A 22,692-nucleotide genomic window follows, 5' to 3' on the forward strand; every position below is an offset into this window, starting at 1 on the left:
TCGCGCTCACCCTGTCGTCGCATTGTCCGCGGGCAAGTCCGGCGGAAGAAGTTGGGCGACCCGGCGAATGCGGATCGTCTGGCCGGAGCCGAATACCTGGTAGCCTCGGGCTTCGAGCGCGGTCTTCAGCGCCGCAGGGTCGCCATCGTACGCGACGCGCATCAGCGAGACGCCGCCGAGTGCAAGGCTGGTCGTTGCCGCCGAGCGGACACCGGGGATCGCGCGGAGTGCGGCTTCGGTCGAGGATACAGCCGTGGCTGCGGGCGTGTCGAACTGGACGATGACGGAGATGCCTTCGCCGCCGGTCAGCGCTGCGGTATTGGCGTCCGCGGTCTCGTCGGTCGGCAGATCGTCTATCGTTGCGGCTTCGGGCGGCGGCGGGGGCGAGAGGCTGTAGTCGACGCGGAGCGAACCGTTGCGGCGGGCCTGCTGGTACAGGTCGTCGATCCGCTTCACGCCGGTGTCGAGCAATTGCGCGATGCCGTCGGGCGTACCGACTCGCAGCGTGAAGCTGCCGATCAGGTCGTTGTCGGGGCCATGGCGCGCTTCGAACACGCCTATCACCGGGCCGCCGGGCCATTGGCGATACAGTTTCACGACCGGGGTGAGCACGTCGCTCGCGCCATATTGGTCGAGGATCGTCCGCCACCAGCCGCGGCCGGGGCGCTGCATCTGGCCGACGTTTAGCAGGAGCGCATCGGGGCCGGAGCCTGATGGGCGGACATAGTCGATGCTGCTGTTGCCGGTGCGATAGCGCGCCCAGGCCTGCTGCCACTGCGTGCTCTGCTCGAACGCCTGGCCGACGCCGCCCGAATACTGGATCGGGATCGTCAGCATCGGCTGCGAACGATCGGCATAGGTCGAGATGCCGAGGATCGAGCCGGCGCGGCCGCGATCGAACAGCACGCCGAGCTTGGCGATGTAACGCTGCGGGCCGATCTGTTCGTTCTCCACGACGATCCCGGAGACGAGCGAATCGAGCGTGCCATCGGAGACTAGACCGCCACCACCGCCGAGCCGGTTCGACAATTGCACCCAGGCTTTGCGCTGTGCGAGCCGCCAGCCGCTATAGCGCGCAGCGTCGGCGGTCTTGCCCGCGACGTCGACCGTCACGCCGCTGACCTCGTACGCGCTGCCGCTGTCGACCGGGGCTGCGCCTCGGTTGCCGCCTTCGATCTGCGCGAGCACTGTGCCGCCGCTCAATAGCAGGGCAGCGCCGGCGAGGGCGGCAGGAAGGGCTTTGATACGCGTCACGCGGGCCTTTTGGCGAAGCAGACGTGGAAATCCAAGCGCGATGTGGCTAGCAGCACCGATCATGACCGATACGCCAGACTCCGCCGCTCCCGCTTCGGGCCCTTACACCTACGCTCAGGCGGGCGTTTCGATCGCCGCGGGCAATGCGCTGGTGCGGGCGATCGCGCCGCTCGCGCGCTCGACGCGTAGGCCGGGGGCGGATGCCGATCTTGGTGGCTTTGGCGGGATGTTCGACCTCAAGGCGGCCGGGTTCGTCGATCCGTTGCTGGTCGCGGCGAACGACGGCGTGGGCACCAAGCTGAAGCTGGCGATCGAATGGGACCGGCATGAGGGTGTCGGCGTCGACCTCGTCGCGATGTGCGTCAACGATCTGATCGTGCAGGGTGCCGAGCCGCTGTTTTTCTTGGATTATTATGCGAGCGGGAAGCTCGATGCGGCAGTCGCCGAGCGCGTCGTCGCCTCGATTGCGGAAGGTTGCAAGACCGCCGGCTGTGCGCTGATCGGGGGCGAGACCGCCGAGATGCCGGGCATGTATGCAGATGGCGATTACGATTTGGCGGGCTTCTGCGTCGGCGCGGTCGAGCGGACCAACGTGCTGACCGGGCGCGAGATCGCGGCGGGCGACGTGATGCTCGGGTTGGCGTCGTCGGGCGTACATTCGAACGGGTTCTCGTTGGTTCGGCGGCTTGCCACCGATCGCGGTTGGAAGCTCGATCGTCCTGCGCTGTTCGACCAAGACAAGTTGCTGATCGATCATCTCATGGCGCCGACTCGCATTTATGTCGCGAGCCTGCTGCCGTTGCTGCGCGAGCGGCGGATCAAGGGGCTGGCGCATATCACCGGCGGCGGCCTGCTCGAGAACATCCCGCGCGTGCTGCCCGAGGGCGTGCATGCGGTGGTCGATGCGGATGCCTGGGAGCAGTCGCGGTTGATGGCGTTCCTGCAGGCTCAAGGTGCGATCGAGCCGGAGGAGATGGCGCGCACGTTCAACTGTGGGATCGGCATGGTCGTAATGGTGAGTGCCGACGAGGCCGAGGCGGTGACCGCGGCGCTCGAAGCGGCGGACGAGACGGTGTTCACGATCGGGCGGATCGAGACCGGTGCGCATGGCTGCACGGTGCGTGGGTCGGCGGGTACGTGGAGCGCGCGCGAGGACTGGACCGCGGCGCATGGCTGAAAAGACGCGGGTCGGCGTGCTGATCTCGGGGCGCGGATCGAACATGATGGCGCTGGTAGAAGCGTCGCGTGCGGCGGGGTGTCCATACGAGATCGCTCTGGTCGCTTCGGACAAGCCGGATGCGGCCGGGCTCGAATGGGCACGGTCGGAAGGTGTGGCGACGTTCGCGCTCTCGCCCAAAGGTCTGGGGAAGCCGGCCTATGAGGCGGCGATCGACGCGGCGTTGCGCGAGGCTAGTGTCGAGGTCGTTGCGCTCGCCGGGTATATGCGGTTGCTGTCGGATGGGTTCGTGGCGGCGTGGCGGGATCGGATCGTGAACATCCATCCGTCGCTGCTGCCCAAGTACAAGGGCCTCGATACGCATGCACGAGCGATCGCGGCGGGCGATGCGGTCGGCGGGTGCTCGGTGCATGTCGTGACCGAGGAGCTCGATGGCGGCGTGGTGCTGGGGCAGGCCGAGGTGCCTATCCTTGCAGGCGACGATGCGGATGCGCTTGCGCGTCGCGTTCTGGCGGCCGAACATGCTTTGTACCCTAAGACCTTGGCGGAGTTCGTGACGCGATGACCGATCTGTCCCCCCTCGACCGCGTTCGTGTGGCGGCTTTGGCGTTGCCCGAGACCGAAGAGAAGGTTTCACATGGCCAGCCGACCTTCTTCGTGGCCGACAAGCAGTTCGCGCAGTTCCGGGCGGATCATCACGGCGATGGACTGACAATGGTGTGCGTGAAGACCAGCGGCACCGATGAACAGGCGACGCTCGTCGAGGCGAACCCGGCCGTGTATTCGCGGCCGGCGTACCTTGCCGCGACGGGCTGGGTCGGGATGAATGTTGCGGGCGATCCCGACTGGGCGCTGGTCGAGGACCGGATCGCGCGCAGTTGGGAACTGGCGGCCCCTGCCCGTTTGCTGGAGGCTGGTGGGCGATGAGTACCGAGACTCCGACCGAACGGCGCGAGGCTGCGGCGACGCGGCGGCGTTGGGTGACGCTTGCGGAGGTCGTGGCGGTTGCGGGCGTGCTGATTGCGGCGCTGACGCTGTGGACCAACTGGTCGGATCACCGCGCAAACGAGGCGGACAAGATCGCCGCGCAGTCCAGTGCGGCGCGCGAGCGGACGAAGATCGATCTGTCGGCGATCGTGCAGGATGGCGGTAACACGCTGTTGCTGAAGGATGCGCGGCATGACCTGCAGGACGTGACGATCACCTTCCCCCGTGCGCTGGGCGTCTCGCCGCAGCGGCCGCCGGCCGAGCCGATTATCGATGGGGCGTGGTTTTCGGCGCCGTTGCTGAAGCTTACCGATGGTGGGTCTGATGATCGTGCGGGGCGGCTGCCGGTGCTGGTCAGCGTGCAGTATTTCGATGGGGATACGACGCGGTCTGCGAGCGGGATCTATGATGTGATCTGGAAGACCGAGGGGCGGATGTTGCGCGGTCGCGCGATGAAGCTTGAGGGACTACGGGTTCGCCAGCGTGGCGGCGATCAGGCGAAGCTCGATGCCATCTGGGCGAAAGAGAAGCCGGCGACTTGATTGCCTACCTCTAAACGGCACCACCCCGGCGGAGCCCGGGGTCCAATTGGGGAACGTTGCTAACGGAGGGCAGCGTTCCGTTACTGCGACCTTTCCAATTGGGCCCCGGCCTTCGCCGGGGTGGTAGTGATGCTATGCAACGCGGAGCTTTCGCCGGGGAAACTCACACCGCTCGCGCGTAGACCGGGTCGTCGTGGAGCGTGGTGCCGACTATGAACTGGCGGGCGCCGATTACCTTGAAGCCCTGGCGTTCGTAGAAGGCTCGGGCGCGGGTGTTCTGGTCCCATACGCCTAGTAGGACGCGGGTTCGGCCTGCCGCGGCGGCGTCTTCGAATGCGCGGGCCATCAGGGCGGCGCCCAGGCCTGAGCCTTGGGCCTGCTTCAGGAGATAGATGCGGCGGAGTTCGATGTCCGCAGGGCCGGGTTCGATCGGGAAGTCCGGCGCGGTCAGCACCGTGTAGCCGATCGGCGCATGGCCGGGCTCGTACTCGGCCAGCGTCACGATCGTCGCGGGATCGGACAGCCACGTCTCGAACATGGCGATGCTGTTCTTCATTGTGCAGTGGGCGACGATATCCGCCCCCGTCAGCACGGTCGCGTAGGTGTCGAGGAACGTGGCGGATGCGACGAGCGATAGCGCGGGCGCATCGCCCGGCTCAGCCCGTCGCAGCCGCCAGGTCATCAGCCGACGATTTCTTCGGGCTTGAAGAAATAGGCGATCTCGATCTCGGCGTTCTCGTCCGAATCCGAACCGTGGACCGAGTTGGCTTCGATCGACTCGGCGAGTTCCTTGCGGATTGTGCCGGGCTCTGCGTTGGCGGGGTTGGTCGCGCCCATGATGTCGCGGTTACGCTGCATCGCGTTCTCGCCTTCGAGAACCTGGACGACGACCGGGCCCGAGATCATGAACGAGACGAGCTCACCGAAGAACGGACGCTCCTTGTGGACCGCGTAGAAGCCCTCGGCCTGCTCGCGGGTCATTTGGATGCGCTTCGAAGCGACGACGCGCAGGCCGGCTTCCTCAAGCATCTTGGTGACCGCACCGGTCAGGTTGCGGCGGGTTGCGTCGGGCTTGATGATCGAAAAGGTACGGTTCGCGGCCATGATGGTCACGGGCTCCTGTGTTGACGGTAGTTGGATGCGCGGCGCTTAGGCGGGGCACGCGGCTAAAGCAACCTATGCGGCCTTTTCCCAGCGGCCGGAGTCGTTCTGCTTCCAGTAGCGACGCTCGACGTCGTCGTGGTCGGCTAGCGCCTTCCAGGCGAGGCGGGCTTCGCGGATGGCTTCGTCGTCGAAGATGTGGAAGGCTCGGTCAAAAGTTAGGATAAGGTCACGCCAACGTCCGTCTACCACCGCGACGTTGCGGGCGGCGTTGGCGGGGGCGGTTTCTGGAATATTTTGAGCGATTAGAATGGGTTGGGCGGTGTCGTCGTTGCTGCCGACCTGGGCGTGGGGTAGGAAGCTCTCGGGAGCGTAGGACCAGAGCAAGCGGTCGAGCGCGACGCGCTGTTCTTCGGGTTCGGCGACTATCAGGAGGCGGCCGCCGGTTTGGACGACGCGCTCGGCTATGCGTGGGAGGACGCGGTCTAGGGGGCTGGTTTGGTGGTAGAAATCGACTTGCATAGTTTCCTCGCCCTAACAAAATCGCTCCGTCATCCCGACGGAAGTCAGCATCCAGAGCCATGGAGCGCATCGTTTGGTATCCTGGGTCCTGACTTTCGTCAGGATGACGAAGAAGAGGATGACGGGAGGGGGCGGCGTTCCCCCTCCCCGTCGTTCAGCCCTCGAAGTTGTCCGCTACGAACTGGTCGAGCAGGCGCACGCCGTAACCCGTCGCGCCCTTGTCGTGGTTGGTGCCGGGCTTGTCGGACCAGACCATGCCGGCGATGTCGAGATGCGCCCACTTCACGCCTTCGTCGACGAAGCGCTTGATGAACTGGGCGGCGGTGATCGAGCCGGCGCCGCGGGGGCCGACGTTCTTCATGTCGGCGATCGGCGAGTCGATCAGCTTGTCGTAGGCGGGCGACAGCGGGAAGCGCCACAGCGTGTCGCCGGTGGTCTTGCCCGCCGCGATGAGCTGATCCGCGAGCGCGTCGTCGTTGGCGAAGATGCCGCCATTCTCGGTACCCAGCGCGACGATCATCGCCCCCGTGAGCGTGGCGAGATCGACGATCGTGGTCGGCTTGTGCGCCTGCTGTACCCAGGTCACGCAATCGCAGAGCACGAGGCGACCCTCGGCGTCGGTGTTGAGCACTTCGATCGTCTGGCCGGACATCGAGGTGATGACGTCGCTCGGACGCAGCGCGGCGCCGTCGGGCATGTTCTCGACCAGGCCCATCACGCCGACGACGTTCGCCTTGGCCTTGCGGCCGGCGAGCGCCTTCATCGCACCGGCGACCGCGCCTGCGCCGCCCATGTCCCACTTCATGTCTTCCATGCCCGCGCCGGGCTTGATCGAGATGCCGCCCGAATCGAACGTCACGCCCTTGCCGACGAACGCGAGCGTGGGCGCGTCAGCCCCTGCCCCGTTCCACTTGAGCGCGAGGATGCGTGCTTCACGGCGCGAGCCCTGGCTGACGCCGAGCAGCGAGCCCATGCCGAGCTCGGTCATCTGCGCTTCGTCGAGCACGGTGATCTCGAGCCCGAGGCCTTCGATGTCCTTCGTCACCTTCTCGACGAAGCTCTCGGGATAGACGACGTTCGGTGGCGACGTGACCAGCCAGCGCGTCAGGTCGAGCCCCTCGGTGACCGCAGCCGCGTCGGTCCAGGCTGCATCGGTGCCCTCGGGCGCGCCGGCAACGGTGATCTCGGTCAGCGTCGGCTTCGACTTCTCGGCCAGCTTGGTGCGGTACGTGTCGTAGCGCCATGCGCGCTGAGCGGCGGCAGCGGCGAAGTGGGCGGCGGCCTCCGGGGTCGGTGTGCCGCCGGCCGAGAGGTCGGCGACTACCGAGGTTGCGCCCGAAGTCAGCAGGCGCGCGGTGATCGCGCCGCCAGCCTTCTCCCAATCGGCAGTCTCGCCGGCGCCAACTCCGACGAGCAGGACCTGGCGAACCGCGCCGTCGACCGGCACGAACAGCTCGACCACCGAGCCTGCCTCGCCTGCAAAGCGTGCCGCAGCCGCTGCGCTGGTCGCCACTGCCTCGACATCCCCGCCGATCGCGCTCCACTTGATCTTGGCCACGCCATCCTTTGCAACGGGGACGGCGAGGATCGGGGCGTTGGCGGGAACGGTCGGGGCGAAGACGATCTGCATGAAGAAACCTCGGGAAGCTTTGAACGGTAGGATGGGCTTGGCCCTAAGTTGATGCCGCGGGCTTGGCAAAGCAAGGTGGCGGCCTGTCATCTCACGGCGATTGCAGCGAAGCGCCGGTGGTGCGATAGGCGGGCGATAGGGCGGCAAACGGCTGCCGAGTGCCAAAGGGGTTGGTTCGGATCGTGTTGCGTATCGACCTTTTGACGGGTTGTGCCGTTTCGCTCGCCTTGGCGTGCGGACTGGCGAGCTCGCCCGTGCATGCCCAGGATTTCCAGAGCCGTCCGGTCCCGCCCCCCGTGCAGGACGCACCGGTCGCCAATGCGCCCGCCGCGACTCCCGCCGAAGACCAGGTGCAGTTCAGCGCCAACGGCCTCGAATACGACACCAACACGCAGATCGTCACCGCGACCGGCGAGGTCCGGATGTTCCGCCAGGGCAACCGCCTGCGTGCCGACAAGGTCGTGTGGAACCGCCAGACCGGCAAGGTCGTCGCATCCGGCAACATCGCGGTCACCAATCCCCAGGGCGACATCGCCTATGGCGACGAGATCAACCTGACCGATTCGCTCAAGGACGGCGTGGTCGACAACATGCTCGTCGTGCTCGAACAGGGCGGGCGGCTCGCGGCCAAACAGGGCACGCGCGACTCCGACGGTACGGTCAACCTCAAGACCGCCGCCTATACGCCGTGCGCGGTCGGCACCTCGGCGGGTTGTCCGAAGGAACCGACGTGGAAGATCACCGCGGTCCGCGTCACCTATCGCCCCGAGCGCAAGCGAATCTATTACGCCGGCGCGCGCCTGCATCTGTTCGGTCTGCCGAGCCTGCCGCTGCCCAAATTCTCGAACCCGGTCGGTGGGGACAGCGACAGCGGGCTGCTTTCGCCGAACGGCGGCTACAGCCGCGTCAACGGTCTCGAAGTCAGCGTCCCCTATTATTTCAAGCTCGCGCCCAACCAGGGGCTGATCGTCACGCCGCACATCTACAGCAGCGTGCTGCCGATGGCGCAGGTCGATTATTCCGCGCTCAGCACCAAGGGGGCGTTCAGCGTCCGCGCCTATGCGACCGAGAGCCGGCGCAGCGACGACCTCAACACCGCCAACCCGACCGATACCGAGATGGCGTTCCGTGGCTATGTCGACGGCATGGCGCGCTATCAGCTCTCGCCGAACTGGACCGCGAGCGGATCGCTTCGCCTGACCACCGATCGCACGTTCCTGCGGCGGTACGATATCTCGCGCGACGACCGGCTGCGCACTACCGCCAGCCTCGAACGGATCGACGACACCAGCTATTTCGCGGTCAGCGGCTGGTATGCGCAGACCCTGCGCGTCAAGGACAGCCAGGGCCAGCAACCAATCGCGCTGCCCGAGATCGATTACCGCAAGCGGTTCGACGACGGCCTGATCGGCGGTAAGTTCCAGCTCCAGCTCAACACGCTCGCGCTGACCCGCACCGATGGGCAGGACACGCAGCGTGCGTTCGCCAGCCTCCAATGGGACCTGCGCCGGCTGACCAATTGGGGGCAGGAAGTCACGTTCACGGCGTTCGCGCGCGGCGACCTGTATAATACGAACGATACGCTGGCGACGACCAACCTCAGCTATCGCGGCCTAGAAGGGTTCAGCCAGCGCGCGATCGGCGCGGTCGCGGTCGATGTGAAATGGCCGTTCATCGGCACGTTCCTCGGCGGTACGCAGCGCTTCACGCCACGCATCCAGCTGGTCGCGGCGCCGAAATTCGCGAACATCACGCTGCCGAACGAGGATTCGCGCGCAGTCGATCTCGACGACACCAATCTGTTCTCGCTCAACCGGTTCGCCGGCTATGACCGGTTCGAGGATTCGTCGCGCGCGACCTATGGCGGCGAATGGGCGTTCGATCTGCCGGGGATCAGCTTCACCACAAACGTCGGCCAGAGCTATCGGTTGAGCACGCGCCCGACGATCCTGCCCGACGGCACCGGGCTCAGCGATCGCTTCTCCGACATCGTCGGTCGTACCGAACTGCGGTTCCGGGATTTCGTGTCGATCGTCCATCGTTATCGGCTCGACAAGGATGGTTTCGCTATCCGCCGCAACGAGATCGACGCGACGATCGGGTCGCGCGCGACCTATGTCCTGGTCGGCTATCTGAAGCTGAACCGCAACATCGACGCCTCGATCGAGGATCTGCGCGATCGCGAGGAAATCCGCGCGGCCGGCCGCGTCCAGTTCGCGCGCTTCTGGTCGGCGTTCGGGTCGGCGGTGGTCGATCTTACGAACAAGTCGGAGGACCCGCTGTCGGCCAGCGACGGCTTCACGCCGATCCGCCACCGCGTCGGCTTCCAGTACGAGGACGACTGCCTCCGCCTCGGCGCGACCTGGCGGCGGACCTACAACAACACGGGCGACGCGCGGAAGGGCAACAGCTACCTGTTGACGCTGGCCTTCACCAATCTCGGCCGCTAAGCCCGCATTCAGCTACGATGAGGCAAGCCTTGACGGATGCGCCGCCATGACATGGCGACGCGGTCCGCTAGGCCGATGATGGGATATCGACACTTGAAGCATGATGTTCGACTGGCGGCGCGTGGCGGCCGTATGATCGGGACCGTCGTCCTGGCGGCGCTCGCCGCGAGCACGATCGCACAGACCGCGCCGCGCCGGGCGGCGCCCAAGCCGGCTGCGTCACGGGCTGCTCCATCGAAGGCTGCTGCTGCTCAGCCTGCTCCGTCCCAGCAGGCTCCATCTCAGCCGAATGCGGATCAGGCCAACTCGAGCCAGACAGTCCAGGATCAGAGCGTGCCGGACAATACCGGCCTCGATATCCCGACCAACCTCCAGATCTTCGGCAAGCTCGACCCCAACGTCCGCAAGCCGACCGCGGTCGTCAACGACACGGTGATCACCGGGACCGACGTCGACCAGCGGGTCGCGCTGGTGGCGATGGCGAACGAGGCGAAGTTGTCGCCGGAGGATCGCGATCGGCTCAAGCTGCAGGTGCTGCGCCAGCTGATCGACGAGACCCTCGAGATCCAGGAAGCCAAGACCGCAGACGTCGTCATCACGCCTGCCGAGATGACGCAGAGCTTCGCCGGCGTATCGAAGCGCTTCAACCGCACGCCCGAGGCGATGCGTGCCTATCTGCGCGAATCCGGGTCGTCCGAACGATCGCTCAAGCGGCAGATCGAAGGCGAACTCGCCTGGCAGCGCTATCTGCGCAAGCGCGTCGAGCCGTTCGTCAACGTCGGCGACGAGGAGGTCAAGTCGATCATCGACCGTCTCCAAGCCGCGAAGGGCACCGACGAGTTCAACCTGAAGGAAATCTATCTCGCGGCGACGCCGGCGAACAGCCAGCAGGTCTATGCGAACGCCAAGCAGATCCTCCAGGAGATCCAGAAGGGCGCGCAGCCGTTCGAGTATTTCGCGCGGCAGTTCTCGGAAGCGTCGACGCGTGCGGTCGGCGGCGATCTCGGCTGGATCCGTGCGGCGACTCTGCCGGGACCGCTGTCCGAAGCCGCGACCTCGATGCAGGTCGGCCAGGTCGCCGGACCGATCGAGGTGCCGGGCGGCTATTCGATCCTGTACCTGACCGACAAGCGCCAGGTGCTGACCGCCGACCCGCGCGATGCCAAGCTCAGCCTGAAGCAGCTCACGTTGCGGTTCCCGCCCAACACGACGCAGGCGCAGGCGAGCACGCGCGCGCAGGCCTTTGCCAAAGCGACGCAGGACCTGCGTGGTTGCGGCACCGTCGAGAAGGTCGCGGCCGGGATCGGCGCCGACGTGGTCGACAACGACACGGTCCGGATCCGCGACCTGCCGCCGCAGCTGCAAGAGATCATGCTGAAGCTCCAGGTCGGCCAGTCGACGCCGCCGTTCGGTTCGGCCGAACAGGGTGTGCGTGCACTGGTATTGTGCGGCCGGGACGAAGCCGCCGGTGGATCGGTGCCGAATTCGGAGCAGATCCAGGGCCAGCTCGAACAGCAGCGCGTCAACCTGCGTGCGCAGCAGAAGCTGCGCGATCTGCGGCGCGATGCGATCGTCGACTATCGTTGAGCGCGACGTGATCGCCACGCCGCCAATCGCGATCTCGATGGGCGATCCTGCCGGGATCGGGCCGGAGATCATCGCCAAGGCGTGGGACGCGCGCGTCACGCATCACCTGCCGCCGTTCGTCGCGGTGGGCGATGCGCGCGCGATCGAGCGGGTCTGGACGGGGCCGATCGCACGCGTCGCCGATCTGGCCGAGGCGGTCGCGGCATTTCCCTCCGCCCTGCCGGTGTTGTCGGTAGGCGATGGCGGCGCGATCGTCCCGGGACAGCCCGATGCGGATGGTGCGCGCTCTGCGTTGCATGCGCTGGAACTGGCGGTCGGACTAGTCCGGAACGGCGCGGCGCGCGCGCTGGTGACGGGGCCGGTGTCGAAGGCGCAACTCTACGCGATCGGCTTCACGCATCCGGGACAGACCGAGTTCGTCGCCGAGCGCTCCGGTGTCGCCGCCGATAATGCGGTGATGATGCTGGCCGGGCCGTCGCTCAAGGTGGTGCCGATCACCACGCATATCCCACTTAACGCTGTCTCGGGGGCGCTGTCGATCGAGTTGATCGTGGCGAAGTCGCGCGTGACCGCCCGCGGTCTGCTCAGGAATTTCGGGATCGCGAATCCGCGTCTCGCCTTTGCGGGGCTCAATCCGCATGCCGGCGAACAGGGCGCGCTTGGCCGCGAGGAGATCGAGATCATCGCGCCAGCGGTCGCTATCCTGCGCGAGGAGGGCATCGATGCGACCGGACCGTTCGCCGCGGACACGATGTTCCATCCGCGGGCGCGGGCGACGTACGATGTGGTCATGTGCTGTTATCACGATCAGGCGCTGGTGCCGTTGAAGACGATCCATTTCGACGAGGGCGTGAACATGACTCTGGGCCTGCCGATCGTGCGGACTTCGCCCGATCACGGCACGGCGTTTGCAATTGCCGGCAAAAATATCGCCGAGCCGGGCGCAATGATCGCGGCGATCGCGATGGCGGGTGAAGCGGCGGACCGGCGCGCTCAGACCGCTGCCCAGTCGTGAGCGAGGCTGCATTGACGGAGCTTCCCCCGCTGCGTGAGGTGATAGCCCGCTATGGACTGAACGCGAGCAAGGCGCTTGGGCAGAATTTCCTGTTCGACGGGCAGTTGCTCAAGCGGATCGCCGCGGTGCCGGGCGACCTTCAGGATGCCGAGGTGCTCGAAGTCGGCCCCGGTCCTGGTGGCCTGACGCGCGCATTGCTTGCGGCGGGTGCGCGGGTGACGGCGATCGAGCGCGATCGGCGGTGTATCCCTGCGCTGGCAGAGCTTGGTGAGGCGTATCCGGGGCGGCTCCGGGTGATTGAGGGCGACGCGATGGAGGTCGACGCGCCTGCGCTGTTCGAGGGCAAGCCGCATATCGTGTCGAACCTGCCGTACAACATCGGCACGGCGTTGCTGGTCGGGTGGCTGTCGACATCGTGGTTGCCGTGGTGGCAGTCGTGCACGCTGATGTTCCAGAAGGAAGTCGCCGAGCGGATCGTCGCGAAGACCAACGACGACCATTACGGGCGGCTCGCGGTGCTGGCGCAGTGGCGCTCGACTGCGCGGATCGCGATGCCGGTGCACCGGTCGGCGTTCACGCCGCCGCCGAAGGTGATGTCCGCGGTGGTGCATCTGGTGCCGGTGGAGGCGCCGGAGGGGGTGAACTTCGCGGTGCTGGAGCGGCTGACGGGCGCGGCGTTCGGGCAGCGGCGCAAGATGCTGCGGCAGAGCCTGAAGGGCGTGCCGGGCGCGCTCGATGCGCTGGAGCGGATCGGCGTGGAGGCTACGCGGCGAGCGGAGACGCTTTCGGTTGCCGACTTCACGGCGTTGGCGAAAGCTGTCGGTTGACCCCGTCTCCCCAAGACAATTTCGTCATCCTGACGAAAGTCAGGATCCAGAGTTACTGAGTACGACGATCGTCGCTCTGGATCCTGGATCAAGTCCAGGATGACGAGAAAATGGATGATCAGTCCTTGGCCGCTACTGGTGACTTCTCGACCTGAGCCGTTGCGATCGGTGGGCCCTTGGCGATCACCGCCGCGAGTTGCGTCGCTTCGGGGCAGACACCCTTGCAGAGCGTGCGGATCTTCACGAGATTGTCCTTCGCGCGTACCACGGCGCCCTTCGCGACCAGTGCCTCGCCCTGCCCCTTGAGCGCCGCGACGTCGTTCGGCTCCAGCAGCAAGGCCTCGCGGTACAGGCGGATCGCCTTGCCTGGCAGGTCACGCGTTTCCGCGACGCGCGCGAGCAGCAGGAACGCGGCGCGGTTTCGCGGATCGACCGCGACCGACGTCTCGAGCACATCCGTCGCGCCGTCGAGGTTGCCCGCCGTCATCAGCGAACGGCCCTGCGCCAGCAGCTGCATCGAACGCGCGTCGATCTGGGCGTCGGGGCGCTGCCCGCTGAGCGACGTCGACACGCATACGACGGTAAGCGCGGCGGCAAGGGCAACGGACGAAAAACGCATCATCGTCTCCAGGCGGGATACAGGTTTGGCCGTGAGTTGAGCCATAGGTCGGCTGGCTAGCACGCAGCCCGGAGGCGCGCGACAAAAAAGCCGTCGGTGCCGTCGCGGCCCGGTTCCAGGCGGACGCCGTGGCCGTGCTTCGCGCCGGCGGGGAGCGACAGGGCTTCCGTCGTCCAGCCGGGGTGCGCGTTGAGGAACCAGGTGACCTGGTCCGTTCCTTCGGCGTCGAGCAGCGAGCAGACGATGTAGACGAGCGCGCCGCCGGGCTTGACCAGCGTGGCGGCGACGGAGAGCACCTGCTGCTGCGTCGATTGCAGCCGCGAGACGCGGTCGGGGGTAAGCCGCCAGCGCGCCTCGGGGTTGCGCCGCCAGGTGCCGGTGCCCGAGCAGGGGGCGTCGACCAGAACGCCATCGGCGCGACCGGCCCATTCGCTGAGCGCCTCGATCTCGCGCGTCGGGTTGAGCAGGCGGCTCTCGACGATCGTCGCGCCGGCGCGCGTGGCGCGGGGGGCGAGGCGCGAGAGGCGGTTGCGGTCGGTGTCACACGCGAGGATCACGCCTTCGTTCTTCATCGTCGCGGCGAGCGCGAGCGTCTTGCCGCCGGCGCCGGCGCAAAGGTCGACGATGCGTTCGCCGGGCTTTGCCTGCATCGCGAGGCCGACGAGCTGGCTACCTTCGTCCTGCACTTCGAGCGCGCCTTCGTTGAAGAGCGGGAGCGCTTCGACGTTGGTGCCGGTGGGGAGGCGGATGCCATCGGGAGCATGCGGGGTGGCTTCTGCTTCGGGGAGTGCTGCCAGAACGGTCGCGCGGTCGGCGATCAGCGTATTGACGCGCAGATCGAGCGTGGCGCGGCCGGCTAGGTCGGTGAGTGCGGCACCGTCTAGGCCGGATGCGCGGAGGGCCTTGCTTAGCCACTGAGGCGCAACACCGGCGCGAGCGCGCGGTTCGTCCTTGGCGATCGGCGCGGGCGCGTGGGTGGAGCCGTCGAAGGTTGCAGCCACTTCCGGATCGGCGTCGGCGACGAGCAGCATCGCGGTGCGGCCGTTCTCGGGACGGTCTCCGGCCTTGCGGATTGCGGCGTAGACGAGTTCGCGGACCGCGCGGCGGTCCTTGGAGCCGGCGTAGCGGCGGGTGGCGAAATAGCGGGCGATCAGCGTGTCGGCGGCGGCGCCGGACTCGCGGGCGGCGGCGATGATCTGGTCGAGGAGTTCGATCGCGGCCTGGGTGCGTGCTGGGGGAGTCACTTCTGGGCTCCCGACTTCGCGTGGGTTCGGGGGGAGGCTTGGTACGGAGTGTTCGTCATCATCCCCTCCCCTAGCCCCTCCCGCGGGCGGGAGGGGAATAATTTCGGGGCTTGGGGTCGGGATCGTGGTGGTCACTATCCTTCCCTCCGTCATCCCGGCGAACGCCGGGACCCATGGACACGGTGGACCCGGCGATAGCGTGCAACCACCGCCCGGCCCGCAACCATGGGTCCCGGCGTTCGCCGGGATGACGGATGGGTGTGACCATTGCCGCATCGTTCTAGCTTTGGACTTACACACCATCGTCATCCCCGCGCAGGCGGGGATCCAGATCCTCGAAGGTTTGCGATCACATCGTGAGGCCAGCCAGTATGGGTTCCCGCCTTCGCGGGAATGACGATGGTGAGTAGGGACACCTCTCAGTCGCTTGCGAATAAGTAATTGGCAACCGACACACCCCCGGCCCCTCCCTTTCAGGGAGGGGGGAAGTTTCGGCCTTTACCGCGTGGGGTAGTTCGGCGCTTCCCGCGTGATCGTCACGTCGTGGACATGACTCTCCATCAAGCCTGCGCCGGTAATCTGCACGAACTCCGCCCGCGCTTGCAGATCCGGGATCGTCGCGGAGCCGGTATAGCCCATCGCCGCCTTGATACCGCCGACGAGCTGGTGAACGACATCCCTAGCCGGCCCCTTGTACGCGACCTGGCCCTCGATGCCTTCTGGAACCAGCTTCAGCTGGTCCTTGATATCGCCCTGGAAATAACGATCCGCGGAGCCGCGGCCCATCGCGCCGACCGAGCCCATGCCGCGGTACGACTTGTATGCACGGCCCTGGTACAGGAACGTCTCGCCCGGTGCCTCGTCGGTGCCTGCGAGCAGCGAGCCAATCATGACGGTCGACGCGCCCGCCGCGAGCGCCTTGGCCATGTCGCCCGAGGTGCGGATGCCGCCATCGGCGATCACCGGAACGCCGGCCTTGTGGCCCGCCTCCGCGCAATCCATCACTGCGGTGAGCTGCGGCACACCGACACCGGCCACCACCCGCGTGGTGCAGATCGAGCCCGGGCCGATGCCGACCTTGATCCCGTCCGCGCCTGCACCGATCAGCGCCCGCGTTGCTTCGCCAGTCGCGACGTTGCCCGCTACCACCTGCACCGAGTTCGACAGCTTCTTCACCCGCTCGACTGCGCGGCCAACGTCGCGGTTATGGCCGTGCGCGGTGTCGATCACGATCAGGTCGCAGCCGGCGTCGACCAGCTGTTCGGTCCGGTCGAAGCCCTTGTCGCCGACCGTCGTCGCGGCGGCCACGCGCAGACGGCCCGCCTCGTCCTTGGTCGCATCGGGGAACATCACCGCCTTCTCGATGTCCTTGACGGTGATCAGGCCGACACAACGATACTGCGCATCGACGACCAGCAGCTTCTCGATGCGGCGGGCGTGGAGCAGGCGGCGTGCCTCTTCCTTGCCGACTTCGGTCGAGACGGTGGCGAGGTTCTCGTGCGTCATCAGCTCGCTGACCGGCTGTTGCGGGTTGCCCGCGAAGCGCACGTCGCGGTTGGTAAGGATGCCGACCAGCTTGCCGTCCGCTTCCACGACCGGGATGCCGCTGATCCGGTGGCCGGACATGAGTGCCTGCGCTTCGCCGAGCGTCGCGGTCGGCTTGATCGTGATCGGATTGACCACCATGCCCGACTCGAAGCGCTTGACCTGACGGACGGCAGCGACCTGCTGCTCGACGGTCAGGTTACGGTGAAGCACGCCCATCCCGCCGAGCTGTGCCATGACTATGGCCATGTCGGCTTCGGTGACGGTGTCCATCGCCGAGGACAGAATCGGGATGTTGAGCGCGATGCCGCGCGTCAGCTGAGTCCGGGTATCGGCCTGGCTTGGCAGCACGTCCGATTCCCCCGGATACAGGAGGACGTCGTCGAAAGTGAGGCCGAGGCGGATATCCATGAGAGCTGCCGTTCCTGGGTGTGAGGTGGCGCGCCATGTAACCAAACGCGCGGCGTACGGCTAGGCCTGTCCTTCGCGCACGTGCTATAGCGGTGCGATACACGGATGGGGGATTGTTCGATGGGCCTGATCGTTGCCGCGCTCCTGCTGGCGCTGGTGCTGCTGTACCTCTTCACCAGCATCAAGATCGTCCACCAGGGCTATCAATACACGATCGAGCATTTCGGCCGCTTCACGACGGTCGCCCGGCCCGGCTTCAATTTCTACCCCGCGTTCTTTTACCGCGTCGGGCGGAAGGTGAACATGATGGAGCAGGTGATCGACATCCCCGGCCAGGAGATCATCACCAAGGACAATGCGATGATCTCGACCGACGGGGTCGTGTTCTTCCAGGTGCTCGACTCGGCGAAGGCCGCGTACGAGGTGTCGGACCTGTACCAGGCGCTGTTGCAGCTCACGACGACCAACCTGCGGACCGTGATGGGCTCGATGGATCTCGACGAGACGCTGTCGAAGCGCGACGAGATCAATGCGCGGCTGTTGAACGTGGTGGATCATGCGACAACGCCGTGGGGCGTGAAGATCACGCGCGTCGAGATCAAGGACATCCGCCCGCCGGCGGATATCGTCAACGCGATGGGGCGGCAGATGAAGGCGGAGCGCGAGAAGCGGGCTAACATTCTGGATGCGGAGGGTTCGCGGGCTTCGGAAATCCTGCGCGCCGAGGGGCAGAAGCAGGCGCGAATCCTCGAGTCCGAGGGGCGCAAGGAGTCGGCGTTCCGTGATGCCGAGGCGCGTGAGCGGGCGGCGGTTGCGGAGGCTTCGGCGACGCGTGCGGTGTCGCAGGCGATCGAGGAGGGTGGCGCGCAGGCGATCAACTACTTCATCGCGCAGAAATACGTCGAGGCGATCGGCAAGTTCGCGACCTCGCCCAATGCGAAGACGATCTTGTTTCCGGTCGAGGCTACCCAGTTGATGGGGACGCTTGGGGGGATCGGCGAGCTGGCGAAGGATGCGCTGCGTGACGCGACCGCGTCGCCGCCGGCTAAGCCTGCCGCTCGGGGACCGTTCGAGTTGTCGAAGTCGACTGAGGTTCCGAAGAACTGATGGACGTGATCGGGGCGGCTGGCGCTTGGTTGATCGCGGCGCTCGTGCTGGGGATTGCCGAGTTGGCGGTGCCGGGCGTGTTCCTGGTGTTTCTCGCGATCGCTGCGGCAGTGACCGGGGTCGCGGTGTACGTGTTGCCGGACTTGCCGGTGGCGGCGCAACTGGCTGCCTTTGCGGTCTGGAGCGCGGTTGCGGTGCTGATCGGGAAGCGCTGGTACCGGGATTACCCTGTCGAGGGCGGGGATCCTATGTTGAACGATCGGTCGGCTCGGTTGGTGGGTGAGGTTGTGGTGGTGGAGACTGCGATCGTTGGGGGGCGTGGTCGGGTGTTGGTGGGAGACGGGAGTTGGCCGGCTCGGGGTGAGGATGCCGCGGTTGGAATGCGCGTTCGCATCACTGCGGTTGTGGATGGCGAAATCGTAGTGGAGCCCCTCGACTCGTCATCCTGACGAAAGTCAGGACCCAGAGCCATGAGACGCGACGCCTGGTGCTCTGGGTCCTGACTTTCGTCAGGATGACGGGTGGGGACAGGGCACGCCGTATCACGTGCCCTCACCTTCCCACTCGACTTCGTCGTGCGGGCCCCTTCCTCTCCCCGGAGGGAGAGGAGGTTTAGGCTACCTCTCGAACCTTCGGGCCGCCTGCCTCACACCTTCGTCGACATGCTCGGCGAACTGCGCGAAGTTCTCGACGAACAGGTCGACGAGCTTGGCCGCCGTGGCGTCGTACGCGTCCTTGTCCGCCCAGGTCGTGCGCGGATCGAGGATCGCGCTGTCGACGCCCGGTACGCTCACCGGCACCTGGAACCCAAAATTCGGGTCCATGCGGAACTCGGCATCGTTCAGGCTCCCATCCAGCGCCGCGTTCAGCAGCGCCCGAGTCGCCTTGATCGGCATGCGGTTGCCGACGCCGTATTTGCCGCCGGTCCAGCCGGTGTTGACCAGCCAGCAATCAACGCCGCCCTTGGCGATCCGCTCCTTCAGCAGGTTGCCGTAGACCGACGGATGTCGCGGCATGAACGGTGCGCCGAAGCACGTCGAGAAGGTCGCGTCGGGCTCGGTCACTCCGATCTCGGTCCCGGCGACGCGCGCGGTGTAGCCCGAGAGGAAGTGGTACATCGCCTGGTCGGGCGTGAGCTTGGCGATCGGCGGCAGCACGCCGTACGCGTCCGCGGTCAGCATCACGATGTTGCGCGGCACCGGCCCCATGTTCTCGGCCGACGCATTCGGGATGAAGTCGATCGGGTACGCGCCGCGGCTGTTCTCGGCGAGCGTGTGGTCGTCGAGGTCGAGCAGCCGCGTCGCCGGGTCCATCACGACGTTCTCCAGCACCGTGCCAAAGCGCTTGGTGGTTGCGAAGATTTCGGGCTCGGCATCGGCGGAGAGGCGGATCATCTTGGCGTAGCATCCGCCCTCGAAATTGAAGACGGCTGTGTCGGACCAGCCATGCTCGTCGTCACCGATCAGCGTCCGGCTGGCGTCGGCCGAGAGGGTGGTCTTGCCGGTCCCCGACAGGCCGAAGAACACCGCGGTGTCGCCGTTCGCGCCCATGTTCGCCGAGCAATGCATCGGCATGACGCCCGTCGGTGGCAGCAGGTAGTTGAGCAGGCCGAACACCGACTTCTTCATCTCGCCAGCGTATTTCGTGCCGCCGATCAGGATCAGCTTGTCGGTGAAGTTGACCGCAATCACGGTTTCGCTGCGGCAGCCGTGACGCGCGGGATCGGCGCGGAAGCTCGGCAGGTCGACGATCGTATAGTCAGCGACGAAGTCCTTCAGCGCAGCCTGCTCGGGACGCACCAGCATCGTCCGGATGAACAGATTGTGCCACGCCAGTTCGGTGACGACGCGGACGTTGACGCGGTGATCGGCCTGCGAACCGCCGTACAGGTCCTGCACGAACAACTCGTCCTTGGCGGCGAGCGCAGCGAAGAAATCCTCCTTCAGCGCGGCGAAATGTGCGGGCTCCATCGCCTTGTTGCTCTTGCCCCACCAGACCGTGGTGTCGGTCTCGGCATCGCGAACGATGAACTTGTCCTGCGCCGAGCGACCGGTATGCGGCGCGGTCTCGACGACCAGTGGACCGTCGGCGGACAGCGTCCCCTCGCGGCGTTCGAGCGCGGCTTCGACAAGCTGCGCGGTGACCAGGTTCCAGTGCAGGGTGGCGCGGGTGTCTATCCCCTGCGCGGCTAGGCCGCCGGCCGGAATACGTTCGTTGGACAAGGCATCTCTCCAGATGGTTTCGCATACGTATGTATGTCGTTGATCGCGGATGTAGGCGGCGGCCCCGGACCGGTCAAATGCGCCGCTTCGACGCGGTCCCGATACGGCCCCAGTTGAGTGCCGCCGCGGATTGGCCTACGCCGATCCGCCAATGACCGAGGCGAGCAAGCCAGAGATGACGGCCCAGAAATGACGGCAACGATCGCGCTGGTCGACGACGACCGCAACATCCTGACCTCCGTGTCGATCGCGCTGCAGACCGAAGGCTTCGTCACGCGCGTCTATTCGGACGGCGAGACGGCGCTGAAGGCGCTGACCGACAACCCGCCCGATCTTGCGGTATTCGACATCAAGATGCCGCGGATGGACGGTCTCGAACTGCTTCGCCGGTTCCGCGAGAAGAGCCAGGTCCCGGTGATCTTCCTCACCAGCAAGGACGACGAGCTCGACGAAGCACTTGGCCTCGCGATGGGCGCGGACGACTATATCGCCAAGCCGTTCTCGCAGCGGCTGTTGATCGCCCGTATCCGCGCGATCCTGCGCCGGACCGAGCTGACCCGGTCGCCGGGCACCGAAACCGAGGCGGAAGCCGCCGGACCGCTTGCGCGCGGTCGGCTGAGCATGGATCCGGCGCGGCATCGCACGCTGTGGGGCGGCGAACCGGTGACGCTGACGGTCACCGAGTTCATGATCCTCGAAACGCTTGCGCAGCGTCCGGGCATCGTCAAGACGCGCAACCAGTTGATGGACGCGGCGTATCAGGACGACATCTATGTCGACGATCGCACCATCGACAGCCACATCAAGCGACTGCGCCGCAAATTCCGGCAGGTCGATCCCGCCTTCGATGCGATCGAGACATTATATGGTGCCGGGTATCGATTTTCTGAGGAATGAGCTCGGCGTCGATGGGCGCGATCTCACGCTGCGCTGGTCGGGGCAGATATCGCTCACGCGACGAATCCTGGCGGTCAACATCTTCGCGCTGCTGCTGCTGGCGGGCGGGTTCTTCTATCTCGATTCCTACCGCAGCCGGATCGTCGACAGCCGCGTCGCGCAGACCGCGCGTGAGGCGCGGCTGATCGGCGAGGCGATCTCGTCGGTCGATCCCACACAACGCAATCCGCTCGTGCTGAGACTGGCCGCCGACACCGGATCGCGCATCCGCCTGTTCGACGCTGGTGGCACGACGATCGTCGACAGCCGGGTGCTGGGGCTGCGGAATTTCGTGCTGCAGGACCCCGACAAGGAAGATCGCGACCAGGTCATCGCACGGTTCCTCGACGCGGCGATCGACGTCGTCGTGATGGCACCGCGACCGCCGCTCTACCGCGAGCGGAACGACGGACAGCGCTGGCCCGACGTCGCCGCCGCCGAGGCACGCCGCAAGGTTGCGACCACCGTCTGGCGCGCGCCCGACCGCACGCCGGTCATCACCGCGGCCGCGCCGCTTCGCACGGGCGGGGTGGTGATGACCACGGTCAATGCGCGCGACATCACGAAGACGGTGCGGATCGAGCGGTTCCGGCTCAGCATGGTGCTGCTGGTGGTCTCGATCGTCTCGATCCTGCTCTCGCTGTTCCTTGCGCGCACGATCGTCCGGCCGCTCCGTCGCCTCGCGCGCGCGGCGGTACGCGTCAGGCTCGGGCGTGCGCGCGAAGTGGTGGTCCCCCGCCTCCCCTCGCGCCGCGACGAACTCGGCATGCTCGCGCGCGCGCTCTCCGACATGAGTCTTGCGCTCAGGGCGCGGATCGACGCGACCGAAGCGTTTGCTGCGGACGTCACGCACGAGATGAAGAACCCGCTCGCCTCGCTGCGGTCCGCGGTCGAGGGATTGTCGCGCGTGAAGGACCCCGCGCTCCAGGCACAGTTGCTCGAAATCGTCCGCGACGACGTCCACCGACTCGACCGATTGCTCTCCGACATATCCGAAGCGTCGCGGCTCGATGCGCAGCTCAGTCGCGCCAAGTTCGAGCCGGTCGATATCGCGGCGATGATCGACGGGCTCGTCGCGCAGCGCGACGCGCGCGGCATCGAGCGCGGCATGCGCCTGGTATTCGACCGCAATCCCGACGCCCCCACCACGGTGCTGGGCGAAGGCGCACGGCTCGAACGCGTGTTCGAGAACCTGATCGACAACGCGCTCTCGTTCTCGCCCGACGATGGTCTGGTCGCGATCTCGGCGATCCCCGAGCGCGACGACCTCGTGATCCGCGTCGAGGACGAAGGCCCCGGCGTTCCCGAGGAGGCGCGCGACGCCGTGTTCAAGCGCTTCCACTCGGTCCGGCCCGACAGCGAGACGTTCGGCCAGCATTCCGGGCTGGGCTTGGCGATCGCACGGACGATCGTCGACGCGCATCAGGGATCGATCAGCGTCGAATCGCGCGAAGACCGGCTTTGCGGTGCGCGGTTCGTCGTACGGCTACCGCTGGCCGATCCGTCGTTGTAAGGA

At 66.5% G+C, this 22,692-nt stretch carries 21 protein-coding genes; 12 read left to right on the forward strand and 9 right to left on the reverse strand.

Annotation, left to right across the window (positions count from 1 at the left end):
* Positions 1 to 6: 6 nt before the first annotated feature.
* On the reverse strand, positions 7 to 1,317 hold the full coding sequence (locus C8J44_RS02095; RefSeq protein WP_404969171.1) for a heavy-metal-associated domain-containing protein: 1,311 nt from the start codon (positions 1,315 to 1,317) through the stop codon (positions 7 to 9).
* Here C8J44_RS02095 and purM point away from each other — a divergent pair.
* The 4 genes from purM to C8J44_RS02115 are packed head-to-tail and all read left to right on the forward strand — an operon-like array spanning position 1,316 to position 3,960.
* Positions 1,316 to 2,431, forward strand: a complete 1,116-nt coding sequence (gene purM, locus C8J44_RS02100) for a phosphoribosylformylglycinamidine cyclo-ligase (RefSeq protein ID WP_121903785.1) — start codon at positions 1,316 to 1,318, stop codon at positions 2,429 to 2,431. The genes C8J44_RS02095 and purM overlap by 2 nt on opposite strands.
* Positions 2,424 to 2,996 (forward strand): phosphoribosylglycinamide formyltransferase, encoded by a 573-nt coding sequence (gene purN / locus C8J44_RS02105; protein WP_121903175.1) that lies wholly within the window; start codon positions 2,424 to 2,426, stop codon positions 2,994 to 2,996. The genes purM and purN overlap by 8 nt, the downstream gene beginning before the upstream one ends.
* Positions 2,993 to 3,358: an MmcQ/YjbR family DNA-binding protein gene (locus C8J44_RS02110; protein WP_121903176.1), complete on the forward strand. Its 366-nt coding sequence runs from the start codon at positions 2,993 to 2,995 to the stop codon at positions 3,356 to 3,358. The genes purN and C8J44_RS02110 overlap by 4 nt, the downstream gene beginning before the upstream one ends.
* A complete protein-coding gene (locus C8J44_RS02115) occupies positions 3,355 to 3,960 on the forward strand; it encodes a hypothetical protein (protein ID WP_121903177.1) in 606 nt (201 codons plus the stop codon). Before C8J44_RS02110 ends, C8J44_RS02115 begins: the two co-directional genes overlap by 4 nt.
* 163 nt (positions 3,961 to 4,123) lie before the next feature.
* On the opposite strand, the gene C8J44_RS02120 is transcribed toward C8J44_RS02115, so the two are convergent.
* From C8J44_RS02120 to C8J44_RS02135, 4 genes are all read right to left on the reverse strand, one after another.
* Positions 4,124 to 4,642, reverse strand: a complete 519-nt coding sequence (locus C8J44_RS02120) for a GNAT family N-acetyltransferase (protein WP_121903178.1) — start codon at positions 4,640 to 4,642, stop codon at positions 4,124 to 4,126.
* Positions 4,642 to 5,064, reverse strand: a complete 423-nt coding sequence (gene ndk / locus C8J44_RS02125) for a nucleoside-diphosphate kinase (protein ID WP_031393391.1) — start codon at positions 5,062 to 5,064, stop codon at positions 4,642 to 4,644. Before ndk ends, C8J44_RS02120 begins: the two co-directional genes overlap by 1 nt.
* 72 nt (positions 5,065 to 5,136) lie before the next feature.
* Positions 5,137 to 5,583, reverse strand: a complete 447-nt coding sequence (locus C8J44_RS02130) for a DNA polymerase III subunit chi (protein WP_121903179.1) — start codon at positions 5,581 to 5,583, stop codon at positions 5,137 to 5,139.
* A gap of 154 nt (positions 5,584 to 5,737) precedes the next feature.
* On the reverse strand, positions 5,738 to 7,213 hold the full coding sequence (locus C8J44_RS02135) for a leucyl aminopeptidase (RefSeq protein ID WP_121903180.1): 1,476 nt from the start codon (positions 7,211 to 7,213) through the stop codon (positions 5,738 to 5,740).
* A 182-nt stretch (positions 7,214 to 7,395) separates the two neighbouring features.
* Here C8J44_RS02135 and C8J44_RS02140 point away from each other — a divergent pair, with 182 nt between their 5' ends.
* The 4 genes from C8J44_RS02140 to rsmA all read left to right on the forward strand — a co-directional run bounded on the left by C8J44_RS02140 (position 7,396) and on the right by rsmA (position 13,092).
* Positions 7,396 to 9,663, forward strand: a complete 2,268-nt coding sequence (locus C8J44_RS02140; RefSeq protein WP_183128676.1) for an LPS-assembly protein LptD — start codon at positions 7,396 to 7,398, stop codon at positions 9,661 to 9,663.
* Between the two features lie 93 nt (positions 9,664 to 9,756).
* Complete coding sequence (locus C8J44_RS02145; RefSeq protein ID WP_259466667.1) at positions 9,757 to 11,250, forward strand: peptidylprolyl isomerase; 1,494 nt, start codon at positions 9,757 to 9,759, stop codon at positions 11,248 to 11,250.
* The gene (gene pdxA, locus C8J44_RS02150) at positions 11,228 to 12,265 is read left to right on the forward strand and encodes a 4-hydroxythreonine-4-phosphate dehydrogenase PdxA (protein ID WP_121903182.1); all 1,038 of its coding nucleotides are present in this window, start codon (positions 11,228 to 11,230) and stop codon (positions 12,263 to 12,265) included. The genes C8J44_RS02145 and pdxA overlap by 23 nt, the downstream gene beginning before the upstream one ends.
* A gap of 11 nt (positions 12,266 to 12,276) precedes the next feature.
* A complete protein-coding gene (gene rsmA / locus C8J44_RS02155; protein WP_107962431.1) occupies positions 12,277 to 13,092 on the forward strand; it encodes a 16S rRNA (adenine(1518)-N(6)/adenine(1519)-N(6))-dimethyltransferase RsmA in 816 nt (271 codons plus the stop codon).
* Positions 13,093 to 13,210: 118 nt separating this feature from the next.
* On the opposite strand, the gene C8J44_RS02160 is transcribed toward rsmA, so the two are convergent.
* From C8J44_RS02160 to guaB, 3 genes are all read right to left on the reverse strand, one after another.
* Positions 13,211 to 13,711 (reverse strand): M48 family metallopeptidase, encoded by a 501-nt coding sequence (locus C8J44_RS02160; RefSeq protein WP_183128677.1) that lies wholly within the window; start codon positions 13,709 to 13,711, stop codon positions 13,211 to 13,213.
* Between the two features lie 56 nt (positions 13,712 to 13,767).
* Positions 13,768 to 14,955 (reverse strand): RsmB/NOP family class I SAM-dependent RNA methyltransferase, encoded by a 1,188-nt coding sequence (locus C8J44_RS02165; protein ID WP_121903184.1) that lies wholly within the window; start codon positions 14,953 to 14,955, stop codon positions 13,768 to 13,770.
* Positions 14,956 to 15,453: 498 nt separating this feature from the next.
* A complete protein-coding gene (gene guaB / locus C8J44_RS02170) occupies positions 15,454 to 16,911 on the reverse strand; it encodes an IMP dehydrogenase (protein ID WP_121903185.1) in 1,458 nt (485 codons plus the stop codon).
* A gap of 120 nt (positions 16,912 to 17,031) precedes the next feature.
* On the opposite strand from guaB, the gene C8J44_RS02175 reads away from it, so the two are divergent.
* Complete coding sequence (locus C8J44_RS02175) at positions 17,032 to 18,018, forward strand: SPFH domain-containing protein (RefSeq protein ID WP_107955605.1); 987 nt, start codon at positions 17,032 to 17,034, stop codon at positions 18,016 to 18,018.
* Positions 18,018 to 18,467, forward strand: coding sequence for an NfeD family protein (locus tag C8J44_RS02180; protein ID WP_121903186.1), 450 nt, complete (start codon positions 18,018 to 18,020; stop codon positions 18,465 to 18,467). Before C8J44_RS02175 ends, C8J44_RS02180 begins: the two co-directional genes overlap by 1 nt.
* A gap of 168 nt (positions 18,468 to 18,635) precedes the next feature.
* Here C8J44_RS02180 and C8J44_RS02185 read toward each other — a convergent pair whose 3' ends face one another.
* On the reverse strand, positions 18,636 to 20,240 hold the full coding sequence (locus tag C8J44_RS02185) for a phosphoenolpyruvate carboxykinase (protein ID WP_121903187.1): 1,605 nt from the start codon (positions 20,238 to 20,240) through the stop codon (positions 18,636 to 18,638).
* Positions 20,241 to 20,429: 189 nt separating this feature from the next.
* Between C8J44_RS02185 and C8J44_RS02190 the strand changes: the two genes are divergently transcribed.
* Positions 20,430 to 21,137, forward strand: a complete 708-nt coding sequence (locus C8J44_RS02190; protein WP_121903787.1) for a response regulator transcription factor — start codon at positions 20,430 to 20,432, stop codon at positions 21,135 to 21,137.
* A complete protein-coding gene (locus tag C8J44_RS02195) occupies positions 21,106 to 22,689 on the forward strand; it encodes a stimulus-sensing domain-containing protein (protein WP_121903188.1) in 1,584 nt (527 codons plus the stop codon). The genes C8J44_RS02190 and C8J44_RS02195 overlap by 32 nt, the downstream gene beginning before the upstream one ends.
* The last annotated feature ends 3 nt before the right edge of the window (positions 22,690 to 22,692 follow it).

Source organism: Sphingomonas sp. PP-CE-3A-406 (assembly GCF_003688625.1).
In the GTDB taxonomy this organism is placed as follows: domain Bacteria; phylum Pseudomonadota; class Alphaproteobacteria; order Sphingomonadales; family Sphingomonadaceae; genus Sphingomonas.